The 16,800-nt window shown below is 70.9% G+C and carries 14 protein-coding genes; 6 read left to right on the top strand and 8 right to left on the bottom strand.

Annotated elements, in window-relative coordinates:
* Nucleotides 1-11: 11 nt before the first annotated feature.
* Nucleotides 12-1,460: a glyceraldehyde-3-phosphate dehydrogenase gene (locus tag V2S04_RS05535; RefSeq protein ID WP_413637446.1), complete on the top strand. Its 1,449-nt coding sequence runs from the start codon at nt 12-14 to the stop codon at nt 1,458-1,460.
* A gap of 41 nt (nt 1,461-1,501) precedes the next feature.
* A complete protein-coding gene (locus V2S04_RS05530; RefSeq protein ID WP_413637445.1) occupies nt 1,502-2,554 on the top strand; it encodes a winged helix DNA-binding domain-containing protein in 1,053 nt (350 codons plus the stop codon).
* A 10-nt stretch (nt 2,555-2,564) separates the two neighbouring features.
* Here V2S04_RS05530 and V2S04_RS05525 read toward each other — a convergent pair whose 3' ends face one another.
* A complete protein-coding gene (locus V2S04_RS05525) occupies nt 2,565-4,010 on the bottom strand; it encodes a helix-turn-helix domain-containing protein (protein WP_099196646.1) in 1,446 nt (481 codons plus the stop codon).
* Nucleotides 4,011-4,118: 108 nt separating this feature from the next.
* Between V2S04_RS05525 and V2S04_RS05520 the strand changes: the two genes are divergently transcribed.
* From V2S04_RS05520 to V2S04_RS05510, 3 genes are read left to right on the top strand one after another with little or no spacing between them, the layout of a single operon-like run.
* Nucleotides 4,119-5,990: a phosphoenolpyruvate carboxykinase (GTP) gene (locus tag V2S04_RS05520; RefSeq protein ID WP_413637444.1), complete on the top strand. Its 1,872-nt coding sequence runs from the start codon at nt 4,119-4,121 to the stop codon at nt 5,988-5,990.
* Between the two features lie 56 nt (nt 5,991-6,046).
* Nucleotides 6,047-6,892 carry an alpha/beta fold hydrolase gene (locus tag V2S04_RS05515; RefSeq protein WP_413637443.1) on the top strand — a complete coding sequence of 282 codons (846 nt, stop codon included), beginning with the start codon at nt 6,047-6,049 and terminating at the stop codon, nt 6,890-6,892.
* Nucleotides 6,889-8,319, top strand: a complete 1,431-nt coding sequence (locus V2S04_RS05510) for a diguanylate cyclase domain-containing protein (RefSeq protein ID WP_413637442.1) — start codon at nt 6,889-6,891, stop codon at nt 8,317-8,319. The genes V2S04_RS05515 and V2S04_RS05510 overlap by 4 nt, the downstream gene beginning before the upstream one ends.
* 16 nt (nt 8,320-8,335) lie before the next feature.
* Here the strand turns inward: V2S04_RS05510 and V2S04_RS05505 are convergent, their stop codons facing one another.
* Nucleotides 8,336-10,213 (bottom strand): ABC transporter ATP-binding protein, encoded by a 1,878-nt coding sequence (locus V2S04_RS05505; RefSeq protein WP_413637440.1) that lies wholly within the window; start codon nt 10,211-10,213, stop codon nt 8,336-8,338.
* Between the two features lie 92 nt (nt 10,214-10,305).
* On the opposite strand from V2S04_RS05505, the gene V2S04_RS05500 reads away from it, so the two are divergent.
* On the top strand, nt 10,306-11,337 hold the full coding sequence (locus tag V2S04_RS05500) for an LD-carboxypeptidase (RefSeq protein WP_413637438.1): 1,032 nt from the start codon (nt 10,306-10,308) through the stop codon (nt 11,335-11,337).
* 21 nt (nt 11,338-11,358) lie between these two features.
* On the opposite strand, the gene V2S04_RS05495 is transcribed toward V2S04_RS05500, so the two are convergent.
* The 6 genes from V2S04_RS05495 to ribD are packed head-to-tail and all read right to left on the bottom strand — an operon-like array spanning nt 11,359 to nt 16,667.
* The gene (locus tag V2S04_RS05495) at nt 11,359-12,813 is read right to left on the bottom strand and encodes an MFS transporter (protein WP_413637437.1); all 1,455 of its coding nucleotides are present in this window, start codon (nt 12,811-12,813) and stop codon (nt 11,359-11,361) included.
* Between the two features lie 58 nt (nt 12,814-12,871).
* The gene (locus V2S04_RS05490) at nt 12,872-13,228 is read right to left on the bottom strand and encodes a Fe-S protein (protein WP_413637436.1); all 357 of its coding nucleotides are present in this window, start codon (nt 13,226-13,228) and stop codon (nt 12,872-12,874) included.
* 31 nt (nt 13,229-13,259) lie between these two features.
* Entirely contained in the window at nt 13,260-13,736 is a 477-nt protein-coding gene (gene ribH / locus V2S04_RS05485) for a 6,7-dimethyl-8-ribityllumazine synthase (RefSeq protein WP_413637434.1), read from the bottom strand.
* Complete coding sequence (gene ribA, locus V2S04_RS05480; RefSeq protein WP_413637433.1) at nt 13,733-15,001, bottom strand: GTP cyclohydrolase II; 1,269 nt, start codon at nt 14,999-15,001, stop codon at nt 13,733-13,735. The genes ribH and ribA overlap by 4 nt, the downstream gene beginning before the upstream one ends.
* Nucleotides 14,998-15,627 carry a riboflavin synthase gene (locus V2S04_RS05475; RefSeq protein WP_413637432.1) on the bottom strand — a complete coding sequence of 210 codons (630 nt, stop codon included), beginning with the start codon at nt 15,625-15,627 and terminating at the stop codon, nt 14,998-15,000. The genes ribA and V2S04_RS05475 overlap by 4 nt, the downstream gene beginning before the upstream one ends.
* Nucleotides 15,627-16,667, bottom strand: a complete 1,041-nt coding sequence (gene ribD / locus V2S04_RS05470; RefSeq protein WP_413637431.1) for a bifunctional diaminohydroxyphosphoribosylaminopyrimidine deaminase/5-amino-6-(5-phosphoribosylamino)uracil reductase RibD — start codon at nt 16,665-16,667, stop codon at nt 15,627-15,629. Before ribD ends, V2S04_RS05475 begins: the two co-directional genes overlap by 1 nt.
* Nucleotides 16,668-16,800: the final 133 nt, after the last annotated feature.

The following is a 16,800-nucleotide window of genomic DNA, read 5'->3' as shown; positions in this document are numbered from 1 at the left end:
CAAGGACGCACATGGACGATGTCGTGACACACCGCGACGATTGGAAGGTCAAGGAAGAGCTGGCAGAGCGGATGATCCCGCTCATCGGCGGACTCAACCGGGAGCGCGATGTCGTGACGTCGCTGCACGGTCACCGTCTGCTGGGGCTCTCGACCACGGGCATCCTCGAGGTGCACGAGCGCGTGGCTCAGCTGGGACATCGCCAGATCGCCCTCACCGACACGCTCGCGGTGCTCGAGGCCCTGCGAGAGCTCGCTCCCGGCGCCTCCTCGCTGGACGTCGCGCGTCTCATCGAGGGGCACGCCGAGACCGGCGGCGACCTCGACGCGTACCTGCGCAGCGTGCTCGCGCCCGCCCTCGGCGCCGAGCTCTCCGAACCCGTCGACGTGGTGCTGTACGGCTTCGGCCGCATCGGCCGGCTGCTGGCCCGCATCATCATCGCGCACACCGGGGGCGGCAGCGGCCTGCGCCTGCGCGCGATCGTGGTGCGCCGCGGCTCCGACAACGACATCGTCAAGCGCGCCTCGCTGCTGCTGCGCGACTCGGTGCACGGCCGCTTCGCCGGCACGGTCACGGTTGACGAGGAGAACTCGCAGATCATCGCCAACGGCAACCGCATCCAGGTGATCTACTCCGACGACCCCGCCACCGTCGACTACACCGCGTACGGCATCCACGACGCGATCATCGTCGACAACACCGGGCGCTGGCGCGACGAGGAGGGACTCAGCCGCCACCTGCAGTCGAAGGGCGCCGCGCGCGTGCTGCTCACCGCCCCCGGCAAGGGCGAGCTGAAGAACATCGTGCACGGCATCAACGACTCCACCATCGAGTCGGGCGATCGCATCCTCTCCGCCGCGTCGTGCACGACCAACGCCATCACCCCGGTGCTCGCCGCGATGGATGAGGCGTACGGCATCGTGCGCGGGCACGTCGAGACGGTGCACTCGTTCACCAACGACCAGAACCTCATCGACAACTTCCACAAGGGCGACCGCCGCGGCCGCTCGGCGGTGCTGAACATGGTCATCACCGAGACGGGCGCGGCGAAGGCCGTATCCCGCGCGCTGCCGCAGCTCGCCGGCAAGCTGACCGGCTCGGCCATCCGCGTGCCCACCCCCGACGTGTCGCTGGCGGTGCTGCACCTGACGCTCGAGAACCCGGCCACGAAGGACGAGCTCAACGACTACCTGCGCCGCGCATCGCTGCACTCCAAGCTGCGTCAGCAGATCGACTTCGTCGAGAGCCCCGAGGTCGTCTCGACCGACTTCGTCGGCTCGCACCGCGCGGGCATCGTCGACGGCCTCGCGACCATCGCGAACGACCGCGACGTGGTGCTCTACGTCTGGTACGACAACGAGTACGGCTACTCGTGCCAGGTGGTGCGGGTGCTCGAGGTGATGGCCGGAACGCACCCCGTGGTGCTGCCCGCGCGTCGCGAGGTGACGCTGCACGCCTGACGAGTCCGGCGCGTGTCGGAGGCCGCGGGGATCATGGACACATGGACCCCCGCGGCCTTCTCGCTGCACGCCTGCGCTCGCATCGGCTGACCGCGCCGGCGGCGACGGTCGTCGACACGGCGAGGCACATGCTCGCGGTGCAGAGCCAGGACCTGCTGGCGGGCCGGTGGGCGCTCGGCGCGCGCACGAAGGGCTCGCCGACGGTAGATGCCGTCGACGCGGCGTTCGAGAGCGGGCAGCTGGTGCGCGCGTGGACGCAGCGCGGCACTCTGCACATCATCCCCGCACGCGATCTCGCCTGGGTGCTGTCGGTGACCGCCGCGCGTCAGCAGCAGCAGGCCGCCGGCCGGCATCGCGCACTCGGCATCGACGACGCCGTGCTGGACGTCGCCTGGCGCGTGGTCGGCCCGTCGGCTCGAGACGGCGGATGCACGAGAGCCGAGGCATTCGCGCTGTGGCGGGCGGCGGGCATCGAGCCGGGCGGGCAGCGCGGCATCCACCTGCTCTTCGCTCTCTGCGTCGCCGGCCTGCTCTGCCAGGGCCCGATCCAGCGCACCGGCCCCGGCGTCGTCTCACGCGAGCAGCGCTTCGTCGCCGCGGACGGCTGGATCAGCGAGTCTGCGCGGCCCGACGACCCGCTCGCCGAGCTGTTCGTGCGCTACATCGACGGTCACGGCCCGGCGAGCGTGCGCGATTTCGCGTGGTGGTCGGGCCTGACCCTCGGCGCCGCGCGACAGGCGGCCGAGCGCGCCGACGACCGAGTGCGCGAGGTCGACGAGGGGCTGTTCGCTGCTCGGCAGGCACCGCGACGCAGCCTCGACGACACGACCGCCTTCGCGCTGCCGTCGTTTGACGAGTACTACATCTCGTACGCCGACCGCACCCGGGTCTGCGATCCGGATCTTCTCGACGCGGTGGGGCCCGGTAAGAACGGCATGGTGCGCCCGACCATCGTCGAGAGCGGCCGGATCGTGGGCGTCTGGTCGCACGCGGACGCCGCCCGCGGCGCGCCGGCGGAGCTGTTCGACAGCAGCGCGGACGACGCGGCCGCGGCATCCGCCCTCACGCGCTTCGCGCGGTTCGTCGGCGACTGACCCGCCTCGCTTACTCGCCGGCGTGCCGGTCGAGGAAGGAGTACACCTCGCTGTCGTCGACACCGGGGAAGGCGCCGCGCGGCAGAGGGCGGAACATGTGCGTGTGCACGCGGGCGCTCGGCCAGGCGCGCCCCTCCCAGCGCTGGGAGACGGTCGGGGCTGCCCTGCGGCAGCACGACTCGTCCGGGCAGGTCGACTGCGCACGGTGCTGCGTCTCGCGCCCGCGCCACCAGCGCGCGTCGTCGAAGGGCACGCCGACCGTGACCGAGAAGCCGCCGTCGGTCGATGACCCGGTCTGCGTGGCGCACCAGAACGTGCCCGACGGGGTGTCGGTGTACTGGTAGTGCTCGGTGGTGCGGTTGCGCTGCTCGAAGGCGGCGCGCGCCCCGAACCGTCGGCATGCCGGCTGGCCCTCGACCGCCCCGGTGACGTCCATCGGCAGCGGCAGGTCGTCGTTCTCGTAGACGCGTGTGATCGCACCGTTCTCGTCGACCCGCAGGAAGTGCAGGCGCATGTCGAGGTGGTGCGTCATGAGGTTCGTCATGCGCATCCCGGCAGCCTCGTGCGTGACACCGAACGCATCGCGGAAGTCCTCCACGGCGAGGTTGCGGTCCTTCTTCGCCTGCTGCAGGAATGCCACGCCCGCCGTCTCGGGAATCAAGCAGCACGCGGCGAAGTAGTTGATCTCGAGCCGCTGCTGCAGGAAGTCGGCGTAGTCGGTGGGGGGAGTGTGCCCCAGGATCCGGTGCGCCATGGCCTGCAGCGCCATCGAGCGCAGGCCGTGACCGCCGGGGATCGACGCCGGCGGCAGGTAGATGCGGCCGTGCTCGAGGTCGGTGATCGACCGGGTGGAGTGCGGCAGGTCGTCGGCGTAGATCAGCTCGAAGCCCAGCTTCGCCGCCATCAGGGTGACGGTGCGGTGCGTCAGGGCACCGGAGACATGCCCTGCCGCCTTCAGATGCTTCTCGGCGAGAGCCTCGATCTCGGGCAGGTAGTTGTCGCGGGCGCGCATCGTCAGGCGCATCTCGGTGTTGGCGCGGCGCGCCTCCTCCGGAGTGGCGATCGCCTCGGTCTCACGGCGGTGCAGCTCGCGGTGCAGGCCCAGGATCGCCTCGATCGTCTCGTCGCTCATGGTCTTCGACACCCGGACGGCGGCGATGCCCAGCTGGCGGAAGATCGGGCTGGACTGGGCGCGCTCCAGCTCGATCTCGAGCGCGGCGCGACGGTTCGGCGGCTCTCCGGAGATGAGGTCGGCGACGTCGGTGCCGCAGGCCTCGGCGATCGACTGCAGCAGCGACAACTTCGGCTCGCGCTTGCCGTTCTCGATCAGGCTCAGCTGCGAGCCCGCGATGCCGACCTTCGCGCCGAGATCGTCCAGCGTGAGATTCCTCGCCGTGCGGTGGTGCCGGATGCGATGCCCGAGGGTGCTGAGTTCAAGTCCGCTGCTCGTCGCCATTCCTTGATCCTATCCGAAAAATTACAGCTTCTTTCAATCCTCCGCGACCGCAAACTAACCGAAACCTCGCGCAAGATGGAAGCAACTCACTCGCTTGAAGGAGCTCAGATGGCACTCGCCGACACGTTCACCACTCGCCCCGACTCCCTGGCAGGGACGCGGAGGTCGGGAGACGTGCCCGGGTACGACACCCCGGCCATGGCCGAGCTGCGCGCCTGGGTCGACGGCATCGCCGCGCTCACCCAGCCCGAGCGGGTGCACTGGGTCGACGGATCCCGCGCCGAGAACGACGCGCTCCTGCGTGAGCTGGTCGACGAGGGCAAGCTCATCAAGCTCAATCCCGAATGGCGCCCCGGGTCCTACCTCGCCCGCTCGCATCCCAGTGACGTGGCGCGCACCGAGGGGCGCACGTTCATCGCATCCGAGCGCGAGCGCGACGCAGGCCCGACGAACAACTGGGCCGACCCCGCTGAGATGCGCGAGACGCTCGACGGGCTGTTCGAAGGGTCCATGCGCGGACGCACCATGTACGTCGTGCCCTTCTCGATGGGCCCTGTCGGAGGCCGGCTCTCGCACATCGGCGTCCAGGTCACCGACAGCGCCTACGCGGTTGCATCCATCGGCATCATGACCCGCGTCGGCGACGCCGTCACCCGCCGGATCGCGGAGGGTGCGCCGTGGGTCAAGACCGTGCACTCGGTCGGCGCTCCGCTCGCACCCGGTCAGGCCGATGTCGAATGGCCCTGCAACGACGAGAAGTACATCGTGCACTTCCCCGAGACGCTGGAGGTCTACTCGTACGGCTCGGGCTACGGCGGCAACGCCATCCTGGCCAAGAAGTGCTTCGCGCTGCGCATCGCGTCGGTGATCGCCCGCGACGAGGGCTGGCTCGCCGAGCACATGCTGCTCATCCGTGTCACCGACCCGAAGGGCCGCGCCCACCACATCGCCGCGGCGTTCCCGTCGGCGTGCGGCAAGACCAACCTGGCCATGCTGCGCCCCACCATCCCCGGCTGGAGCGTCGACACGCTGGGCGATGACATCGTGTGGATCCGCCCGGGCGAGGACGGACGCATGTACGCGATGAACCCCGAGGCCGGCTTCTTCGGCGTCGCGCCGGGCACCGGCGAGTCGACCAACGTCACGGCGGTGGAGACGCTCTGGGGCAACACGATCTTCACCAACGTCGCGCTGCGTCCCGACGGCGACGTGTGGTGGGAGGGTCTCACCGACACGCCGCCGGCGAACCTCATCGACTGGCAGGGCAGGCCCTGGACCCCGGACAGCGCAGAACCGGCCGCGCACCCCAACTCGCGCTTCACCGTCTCCGCCGCGCAGTGCCCGCAGATCGCAGAGGACTGGGAGGACCCGGAGGGCGTGCCGCTGGATGCGATCCTGTTCGGCGGGCGCCGCGCGACGAACGTGCCACTCGTCGTCGAGGCCACCGACTGGAGTCATGGCGTCTTCATCGGCTCGACCATCTCGTCCGAGCGCACCGCGGCGGCCGAGGGGGAACTCGGCGAGCTGCGCCGCGACCCGTTCGCCATGCTGCCGTTCTGCGGGTACAACATGGGCGACTACTTCGCGCACTGGCTGCGGGTCGGCGGCCGGCTGCGCTTCGACCGCGCGCCGCGCATCTTCCAGGTGAACTGGTTCCGCCGCGGCGAGGACGGCCGCTTCCTGTGGCCTGGGTTCGGCGACAACTCCCGCGTGATCGACTGGATCATCCGCCGCATCTCGGGGGAGGTCGACGTCGTCGACAGCCCCATCGGGCGGCTGCCGAAGCGTGAGGACCTCAACCTGGACGGTCTCGAGATCACCGACGCCGACCTCGACGAGCTCTTCGAGGTCGACATCGACGCCTGGACGGCGGAGGCCGACTCGACCGAGGAGTTCTACGCGATGTTCGGCGACGCGCTGCCGTCGGCCCTGCGCAGCGAGCTGGAGGCGCTGCGCTACCGGCTGAACGCCGCCCGCTGACGACGCGTTCGCACTTCTTCGGTAGTCTCGGGCGTGAGCTCCGAGGAGGATCTGTGATGGAGACCAGCGCCCATTCTCTCGCCCACGCGTCCCGCGCGGACCGCGCGGACGACGACGTCATCCGACGCAACGCGGTCACGGTTACCGGACGGACGGATGCGCCGACGATCGTCTTCGGGCATGGCTACGGCACCGACCAGTCGACCTGGCGGGCCGTGGCCGAGCGCTTCTCGGACGACCACCGCATCGTGCTCTTCGACTACGTCGGCTCCGGGGGTTCCGACATCTCGGCGTACGACGAGCAGCGCTACGACTCGCTCGAGGGCTACGCCGACGACCTCATCGATGTGATCGAGGCGGCGGGCGGTGAGCCGGTCGTCTTCGTCGGCCACTCGGTCAGCGGCATGATCGGCGCGCTGGCCTCGATCCGTCGCCCCGACCTGTTCTCCCGCCTGATCATGATCTGCCCGTCGCCGCGCTACCTGAACGACGGCGAGTACATCGGCGGATTCGAACGCGACGACGTGCTCGAGCTGCTCGCCGCGATCGAGACGAATCAGCCCGGCTGGGCGGCATCGCTGGCACCTGCCGTGACGGCGCGCGAGGACCTGCCCGAGGTCAGCGAGAGGGTCCGCGACCTGTACGCGAACACCGCGCACCGGGTCGCCACGCACTTCGCGCGCGTGGTGTTCTTCAGCGACACGCGACACCGGCTGAGCGAGATCACGGTGCCGACCACCCTCGTGCAGTCGGTGGGCGACATCATCTGCCCGCCGCACATCGGCGGGTACCTGAAGCAGCGCATCGCCGGCAGCGAGCTGGTGCAGCTCGACTCCGCCGGTCACTTCGTGCATCTCACCGACCCCGCGCTGGTCGCAGAGCAGATCAGACGCGCGCTGTGAGTCGCGCCGGCGCGACCGGCTCGTACCACCTGCTCGAGCACAGTCCGATCGCTGTGTTCGTGCTGGGCGTCGACGGAACCGTGCTCGAGCACAACACGGGGATGCGCGTGTGGCTCGACGACCCGGGCGGCGACGGCGCGACGGGCCTGCGAGGGCGCAACATCGTCGAGTGGCTGACGCCGGGTTCGCGCATGCTGTACGAGACGCAGGTGATGCCCCGGCTTCTCGAGACCGGACGGCTGCGCGAAGTCATGCTCGAGATCCGCGACCAGGCGGGGCGACGTCGCACCGCCCTGGTGAACGCCGAGCTGCGGCGCGCCGACGACGGTCGGGACGTCGCGTACGTCGCTGCGGTGGAGACGACCGCGCGTGCGGCGTTCGAGAAGGAGCTGGTGACGGCGCGGCGAGAGGCGGAGATCTCCCACCGCCGCCTGGCGCTTCTGCAGGATGCGACGAGTGCTCTCGCCGTCGCGCACGGCCTCGACGACCTCGGGCGCACCCTCGTCGACGCGGCGAGCCGAGCGACGGCCGCAGCGTGGACGGCCCTGCGCCTGGTCGACACCTCCGCGTCGGCGCAGACCGCCGTGCGCGAATGGGGAAGCACCCCAGGCGGGATCGTGCTGGATGCGCGACCGGCGGCGTCCGATCAGCAGATGGTCTGCCGTGACATGGCGGAGATCGACCGTGCCGTGCCTCAGGACGCTGCCGCACTTCGCACCGCCGGGATCGAGGCGCTCGTCACCACGCCGATCGTCCGCGCGGCGACGGACAGCACGGTCGTGCTCGGCGAGATCCACTGCTGGTTCCGCAGGGCGCGCTCCCTCGAGCCGGACGAGCTCGAGACGCTGCGCGCGCTGGCCGCGCAGGCGGAGCGCGTCGTGGATCACCTGCGCCTGCGCGATCAACTGCAGCATCATGCCCTGCACGACAGCCTGACCGGACTGCCGAACCGCGTGCTCTTCGAGCAGCGGCTGCAGCGCATGCTCGCCGAGTCGGAGCGCACGGGTGAGCCGAGCGCGGTGCTCTTCCTCGACCTCGACGGGTTCAAGGACATCAACGATCGGCTCGGGCACGGTGTCGGCGACGAGGTGCTGCGCATCGTCGCGGGCCGGCTGCAGCGGGTGTGCCGTGCGGGCGACACGGTCGCGCGGCTCGGCGGCGACGAGTTCCTCATCGCGGCGACGGGAATGGACGACGACGAGACGGCGCGGTTCGCGGAGCGGGTGCGCAACGTTGTGCGGGAGCCGCTGGATGGCGCAGCGACCGGGTCGCCCCTGTCGGCGAGCGTGGGCGCGGTGCACTGGCATGCGGCGGAGGGAGTCGAGCCTCCGTCGGCTGAGAGGGCGGTCGCCGCGGCCGATGCCGCGATGTACCGTGCCAAGCACGCGGGCAAGGACGGCGTGCAGGTCGACGTGCTCGGGCGCTGACGGCGAGCGGACCGCGTCAGACCAGCAGCTGGTGCCGAGCCAGGTCGCGGTACAGCGGCGTCGACTCGATCAGCTCGGCGTGCGTGCCCTGCCCGACCACCAGGCCGCCCTGCAGCACCACGATGAGGTCGCTGTCGACCACGGTCGACAGGCGGTGGGCGATCACCAGCAGGGTCCGGTCGGCGGCTGCCGCGTCGATCGCCTCGCGCATGCGCTGCTCGTTGACGCCGTCGAGGGACGACGTCGATTCGTCGAGCAGCAGGATCGGAGCCTCGGTCAGCAGGGCGCGTGCGATGGCGAGCCGCTGCCGCTCACCTCCCGAGAGCATCACGCCGTCCTCGCCGACCGGCGCCTCGAGCCCCAGCGGGCTGCGCTCGAGCACATCTCCGAGGTTCACCGAGCGCAGCGCGCGCTCGCAGTCGGCATCCGTGGCATCCGGAGCGGCGAGCCGCAGGTTCTCGCCGAGCGTGCCGGCCAGCGTCGGCGCGTCCTGCTCGACGTAGCCGAACTGGGCGCGCAGCTGCTCGCGCGGATAGGTGCGCACATCGTGTCCGGCGAGACGGATCGACCCGCCGGTGGGGTCGTAGAAGCGCTCGATGAGCGAGAGGATCGTGCTCTTGCCGGCGCCGCTCGGCCCGACCAGGGCGACGCGCGCACCGCGGGGAACCGCGAACGAGACGCCCTTGAGCACGTCGCGATCGATCTCGGTCGCGACCTCCGACGGGGTCTCGAGGTGCGCGTCGACCAGCAGGGTCTGCGCCTCCCTGGCCGCCGCCTCGCGGGCGGCGATGACGGCGTCGGGATAGCGGAAGCGCACATCGCGGAACTCGATCGCAGGCGCTCCGACCACCGCGGCGGAGGTGGCCGCGGCATCCGGCTCGTCGTGCTGCGTCTCGGTCGGCAGGTCGAGCACCTCCTGGATGCGCCCGAGGGCGCCGAGGGCCTGGTTGACCGAGGTGATGGCGCCGAACGCCTGGCCGAGGGGCATCACCAGCATGAACAGGAACATGATGAACGTCACGAGGGCGGCGATCGTGAGGGCGCCGGATGCCACGCGGAACCCGCCGACGCCGAGCACGACCAGCAGTGACAGCTGCAGCGCGACGCCGGCGACGGGGACGACCATCGACGAGATCTTCGCGATGCGCACGCCGAGGCCGTACGCCTCTCCGGCGAGGGCCTCGACCGCCGCCGTCTCGCGCTCGGTCGCGCCGGAGGCGCGCACGGTGCGGATCGACGAGATGCCTCGTTCGACTCCGGATGCCAGCTCGCCGACCTTCTGCTGCTGCGCGGCCGATGCGGCGCGGATGCGCCCGGAGAGCAGCACGACCACGACCACCGAGACGCCGATCACGAGAACGATCAGCACCAGCAGCAGCGGATCGATGATCAGCATCGCGATGAGCGCGCCGATGAAGAGGATCGCCCCGCCGACGGCATCCGCCAGCCCCTGAGTGAGAACCGCGTAGAGCAGGGTGGTGTCGGTGCCGACCCGCGAGACGAGGTCGCCGGTGCGGCGTGCGTCGAACTCGCTGATCGGCAGATGCAGGATGCGGGCGATCAGCTTGCGGCGGCTCGAGTGCACCACGGCGGTTCCGGTGCGCTGCAGCAGGTAGTGCTGGTAGCCGGAGATGACGGAGGCCACGATCACGAAACCGATCAGCAGCCACACCAGGCCGCCGAGCGGCTGGGCCGCCTGAACCCGCGCGATGACCTGGCCGACGAGCAGCGGCTGCACGAGCGAGGCTGCCGCGCCGACGATGCTGAGCACCGCGACGACGGCGAGCACCTTCTTGTGCTCGAACAGGAAGGGGAGGAGCTGGCGGAACGTGGCGCGCGGACCGTCCGGCTGTGCGCGTCGTCCGCGTCGGCGTGACGGCGCCGTGCGAGACATGGAGACCTTCTTCGGGAATGGGGGCCGATCCATTCTGCGCCGCGCGGGTTATGCGTGTGCTGTTGACTCGCGGAGCGGGCGAGGATGGAGGGATGCTGATCCCCCCGAAGCTGCAGCCAGGAGACCGCATCGCGGTGCTCTCGCCCGCGTTCGCCGCTCCCGCCGCGGGCCCCGAGGTGCACGAGCAGGCGATGCGGCGCCTGCGTGAGGTGACCGGACTCGTGCCGGTGGAGTACGCGACGACCCGGCAGCTCGATGCGAGCCCCGCCGCGCGGGCGGCCGATGTGAACGCGGCACTCGCCGATCCGGGCATCCGGGCGATCATCGCCACCATCGGCGGCAGCGACCAGATCCTCGTGACGCCGCACCTCGACGCGGCGCTCGCCGTCGCCGACCCGAAGCCCTTCCTCGGGTACAGCGACAACACGAACATCCTGAACTGGCTGTGGCGGCACGGCGTCGCCGGCTTCTACGGCGGGTCCACTCAGGTGCATCTGGGGCCCGGGCCCGCGGTCGACGACATCCACCTGCGCGCGCTGCGCGCCGCACTGCTCGACGGCGGTCGAGTCGAGATCACCGAGCCGGGGGAGTCGGAGGACATCGGGCGGCACTGGGACGACCCGGCTGCTCTGACCGAGTACGGCGACCGCGAGCCGACCGAGCCGTGGACGTGGGCAGGGCCCTCCGCCGCTGTGACCGGGCGCACCTGGGGCGGCTGCCTCGAGGTGGTGAATCAGCTCGCGCTCGCCGACCGGATGCCCTCGAACGACGAGCTCGCCGGCACGATTCTGATGCTCGAGACCAGCGAGCGGCTCACGCCGGCGCATGATGTCGCCGAGCAGCTGCGCGCCTACGGCGAGCGGGGACTGCTGGGAGCCGTCGCCGGGGTGCTGTTCGCGCGCCCCGCGGTGAGCTCGTTCGAGGTGCTGCCCACGGCACGCGAGAAGGCCGCGCTGCGCGCCGCTCAGCGCGATGTCGTGCTCGAGACGGTCGAGCGGTACAACCCGGATGCCGTGGTCTGCGTCGGCCTGCCCTTCGGGCACACGCGCCCGCAGTGGATCCTGCCCTACGGCGGGGAGGTGACCCTCGACGGCACGGCGCGAAAGGTCACCGCAGTGTTCTGATCGCGCTCCCGGCGCGGGGCGTCAGGGCTGGGCGGCGACGCCCAGGTCGGCCTCGTAGTCGTGGTCCTTCGTCTCGGGCGAGAGCCACAGTGCGATGAACGTCAGCACGGCCATGGCCGACAGATACACCCCGACCAGCCAGGGCGAGCCGTCGCCGAGACGCCACAGCTCGACGGCGATCAGCGGAGCGACGGCGGCGCCCAGGATCGACGACACGTTGTACGCGATCGCCGAGCCCGAGTAACGCACGTTCGTGGGGAACAGCTCGGGCAGCAGCGCGCCCATCGGGCCGAAGGTGGCGCCCATCAGCAGGAAGCCGAGGATGAGGAAGCCCTGCACGACGGCCGTGGTCAGCGCCGGGTCGTCCTGCGGCGTGAGGAACAGGTTGAAGGTGAGGCCGAAGGCGATGATCGCGCCGGTCACCCACAGCAGCAGGCGGCGTCGCCCGAACCGGTCGGCCCAGGGGCCGGAGAGCAGCGTGAAGATGCCGAAGAACACCACGCCCACGATCTGCATGATCACGAACTGGGTGTAGCCGAAGCCGAGTCCGGGGTAGAACTGGGCCGCGAAGGCTGACGCGTCGAACGGCTTGCCGGCCGCCTCGGCGGCCTGCTGCGCGGCGGCCGACGCCACCTCGAGCGAGCCGGCCTTCGTGCCGTATGCGAGCGTGAAGTTCGTCATCAGGTAGAACAGCACGTAGGTCGCCAGCATGATGAACGTGCCGAGGATCAGCTGCTTCCAGTGGTGGCGGAACACCGTCGCGAGCGGCAGCTTGCGGATGCGTCCTGTGTCGGCCGCGCGAGTGAAGGTCTCGGACTCGACCAGCTTGAGACGCACCCACAGGCCGATGATCACCATGACGGCCGAGAACAGGAACGGTACGCGCCAACCCCAGCTCAGGAACGCCTCCGACTTCAAGGAGGCGTCCGACTCGTGCGGCAGCAGGGCGTTGATGCCGAGGAAGATGCCGTTCGCGATGATGAAGCCGAGCGGGGCGCCGAGCTGCGGGAACGACCCGTACCAGGCGCGCTTGCCCGCGGGCGCGTTCTCGGTGGCGACCAGCGCCGCGCCCGACCACTCGCCGCCGAGGGCGAAGCCCTGCGCGAGGCGCAGGACCAGCAGCAGCAGCGCCGCCCACCAGTTGATCTGCTGGAAGGTCGGCAGCAGCCCGATGAGGAACGTCGCGATGCCCATCGTGAGCAGTGAGGCGACCAGGGTCGCCTTGCGGCCGAACTTGTCCCCGAAGTGCCCGAAGACCACGGCGCCGATCGGGCGGGCGATCATCGCCGCGCCGAACACGCCGAACGACGCGAGCAGCGAGGTGGTGTCGTTGCCGGTCGGGAAGAAGAGCACGGGGAAGACGAGAACCGCCGCCGTCGCGTAGACGTAGAAGTCGTAGAACTCGATCGTCGTGCCGACGAGGCTGGCCAGGATGACCCGCGAGCGCGGGTTGGCCGGGGCGGTGGTCGTTGTCATGTGTTGCTCCTCCGGAGGCAGAACCTCGAGGAGTCTATGGGCCCGGCGGGCCGCCGGGTCACCAGATGACGGCGATGCCCGCGTTCACCGCGGTCAGCACGCCGATGCCCCAGAACAGGGCCGACGGCACCTGGCCGCTCTTGCGCTGGCGGGCCTGGCCGATGCCGAGGAACGCGCCGATGATCAGCAGCACGACGAGCTTCGTGCCGATCTTGGCGTAGTTCATCTCGGCGCCGTCGGGCAGGCCCCAGGGCGCTGCGAGCGCGAGCCCCGCGACGGCGGCGATCGTGACACCGATGTGCATCAGCTTGACGATCTCGCGCTTGCCGCCGAACGCCTGCACCGCCCAGGCTCCGAACAGCACGGCGAAGCCGATGAGGTGAACGAACAGGACGATGTGGCGCAGGGTCTCCATGACCCCAGGCTAGTCGGTCTGCCCGCGGCGGTCAGCCGCGCAGCGCGCGGACGACCAGCGCGGTGCGCAGCGCCGCGTCGGCGGCCTCCGCGCCCTTGTCCTCCTTCGAGCCTTCGAGGCCCGCGCGGTCGAGGCCCTGCTGCTCGTCGTCGAGGGTGAGCACGCCGAAGCCGACCGGCTTTCCGGCATCCAGCGCCACCCGGCTGAGGCCGTCGGTGGTCGCGGCCGAGACGTACTCGAAGTGCGGGGTGCCGCCGCGGATGATCACGCCGAGCGCGACCACGGCATCCGCTCCGCCGGCGAACGCCGCCTGAGCCGCGACCGCCAGCTCGAACGAGCCGGGCACGCGCACCAGCGTGTGCGCGGCGCCGGCGTCGTCGAGCACGCGCTGCGCGCCCGCGATGAGGCCGTTCGAGATCGTCTCGTGCCAGGTGCCGGCGATCACGACGACGCGCAGGCCGCTGCCGTCGATCGGGGTGGTCGGGGTGGGTGCTCCTGCGCCGCTCATGCGTCGTCCTTTCCGAGGGCCGCGGCGAGCTCCGCCGCGCCGATGATGTGACCCATGCGGTCGCGCTTGGTCTCGAGGTACTGGTGGTTGTTCGGGCCCACGCCGACGATCAGCGGGACCTGCTCGACGACGTCGAGACCGAGGTCGCGCAGCTTCGCCACCTTGTCGGTGTTGTTCGTGAGCAGGCGCACCTTCGAGATGCCGAGGTCGGTGAGGATGCCGGCGGCGGCCGCGTACTCGCGGGCGTCGGCGGGCAGTCCGAGGGCGAGGTTGGCGTCGACCGTGTCGAGGCCCTCCTCCTGCAGCGCGTAGGCGCGCAGCTTGTTGATCAGCCCGATGCCGCGGCCCTCGTGGCCGCGCATGTAGATGACGACGCCGCCCTCTGCGTCGATCCGCTCGAGCGCCGCCTGCAGCTGCGGCCCGCATTCGCACTTCTGCGACCCGAACGCCTCGCCGGTGAGGCACTCCGAGTGCACCCGCACCAGGGCGGTGTCGCCGGGCGTGCCCGAGACGACGGCGATGTGATCGGTGCCGCTGATGCGGTCCTTGTAGGCGAGGAAGCGGAACGTGCCGTGTTCGGTGGGCACGTTGGCATCCGCGCGCAGGCTGACGCGGCGTCCGGTGCGCTGGGCGAGGCAGTCGGCCTCGTCGCGCGGATCCACCTCGTTCAGGTGCGCGATGAGCTGCTCGATCGTGATGACCGGAACCCCTTCGCGGGCGCCCAGCTCCATCAGCGCGGGCAGGCGCATCATGCTGCCGTCGTCGGCGACGACCTCGGCGATCGCGCCGACCGGCTGCAGGCCCGCCAGTCGCATAAGCTCGACGGCCGCCTCGGTGTGTCCGCCGCGCTCGCGCACACCGCCATCGACCGCGCGCAGCGGCAGGATGTGACCCGGACGGATCAGGCTGGTGGGGGTGGATGCCGGGTTCGCCAGCACGTTGAGCGTCAGCGCGCGGTCGTGGGCGCTGATGCCGGTGGTGACGCCCTCCGCGGCGTCGACGCTCACCGTGTAGGCGGTGGTGCGGGCGTCCTCGTTCGTCTCGACCATGGGCGGCAGGTTCAGCCGGTCGGCGAGGTCGGCGGGCATCGGCGCGCAGATCAGGCCCGAGGTCCAGCGCACCATCCACGCCATCGTCTCGGCCGTCGCGAGCTCGGCGGAGATGATGATGTCGCCCTCGTTCTCGCGGTTCTCGTCGTCGGCGACGATGATCGGCCTGCCGGCGCGCAGCGCGTCGAGGGCATCGGAGAGGGGGGAAAGGCTCATCGCGAGCCTCCTTCCGTGAGTGAGCGGAACGCCAGCAGGCGCTCCACGTGACGGGCCAGGATGTCGGTCTCGAGGTTGACGACGTCGCCCGCCTCGAGCGCGCCGAGGATCGTCGCCTCGAGCGTCTCGGGGATCAGCGAGACCTCGAACCAGTGCTCGCCCGCGGCGGCGGCGCTGACCGCGCTGACGGTGAGCGAGGTGCCGGCGACGCTGATCGACCCCTTGTCGACGACGAGCGGTGCGAGCTCGTCGGGCACGCTGATGCGCAGCACGCGCCACTCGGCTCCGGGGCGCACCTCGAGCACGGTGCCGACCCCGTCGACGTGACCCTGCACGATGTGCCCGCCCAGGCGCGCGCCGACGGGCATGGCCTTCTCGATGTTCACGCGCGTGCCGACCTCGACGGCGCCGAGCGCCGACACGTCGAGCGTCTGCTTCATGACGTCGGCGTCGAACGTGCTCTCGGTCGAGCCGACCACGGTCAGGCACACGCCGCTGACGGCGATCGACTCGCCGTGCACGGCATCCGCCGCGGCCTTCGGCGCGTGCACGGTGAGCCGCCAGCCGTCTCCCGACGCGGCGATCGCGGCGATCTCGCCGATCTCCTCGATGATTCCGGTGAACATCAGATCCCTTCCTTCCCCGCGACGGTGTCCGTCGCGGGACGTGCGATCGCGAGCAGGTCCTCGCCCAGCGGCATCCACTCGTCGATCCGCAGCCGCAGCGCGTCGCCGATCGAGCCGACGCCGATGTCGGTCAGAGCGAGCCGGTCGCCGCCGAGCAGCACCGGGGCGATGTAGGCGAGCACCGCGTCGACGAATCCTGCGGCGATGAACGCGCTCGCCAGCGTCGGCCCGCCCTCGACGAACACGCGCTGTACCCCGCGCACGCGCAGATCCTCGAGCACGGCCGACAGGTCGCGGGTGCCGTAGAACAGCGGAGCATGCGGATGCCGGTGCACGGCGGCGTCGGCGGGAGTCGGACGCGAGCCGATCACCACCGGGATCGGCTGATGGGGGAGCAGAGCGTCGCCGTCGCGGGCGGTGAGAGCCGGGTCATCGGCGAGCAGCGTCCCCGTTCCCACGACGATCGCGTCGGCCTCGGCCCGCCGGCGGTGCACGTCGGTGCGGGCGTCGGGACCGGTGATCCACTGGCTGGTGCCGTCGGATGCCGCAGCGCGGCCGTCGAGGCTCTGCGCCCACTTCACCGTGACGTGAGGTCGGCCCAGCCGCTGCACGGTCAGCCAGTCGCCGATGAGGGCGCGCGAGGCATCCGCCTGCTCGCCCGCGACCACCTCGACGCCCGCGGCGCGGAGCCGATCAGCGCCGCCGCCGGAGACGTCGCCCGGGTCCCCCGTCGCGTACACGACGCGTGCGATGCCCGAATCGATCAGCGCCTGCGCGCACGGGCCGGTGCGCCCGGTGTGGTTGCACGGCTCGAGCGTGACGACGGCGGTCGCGCCGGATGCCTCTCCCGGCCCGAGCTGGGAGAGCGCGTCGACCTCGGCGTGCGCGGTGCCGGCGCCGCGGTGCCAGCCCTCGGCGAGCACGTCGCCCGTGGGGGAGAGGATGACGGCGCCCACCTGCGGGTTGAGACCGCGCGGGCCATTGGCCGCGAGCGCGAGGGCGCGACGCATCGCGTCGCGTTCGGCTGCGCTCACTGCCATCGGTCATCCTTCTCTGGGTTCCCGGGGTCTGCAGCGCACGCGTACGCCACGTGCTGCCTCTCATCCGGACTAGCGAGCGAATGCTCGCATCACCGTCGGTCCCGGATTTCCACCGGATCGGCGCCTGTCACCA

The organism is Microbacterium sp. OR21 (assembly GCF_047306785.1).
Taxonomy (GTDB): domain Bacteria; phylum Actinomycetota; class Actinomycetes; order Actinomycetales; family Microbacteriaceae; genus Microbacterium; species Microbacterium esteraromaticum_E.
The sequence above is the reverse complement of the archived record's forward strand: the minus strand, read 5'-3'. Positions and strand labels throughout refer to the sequence as shown.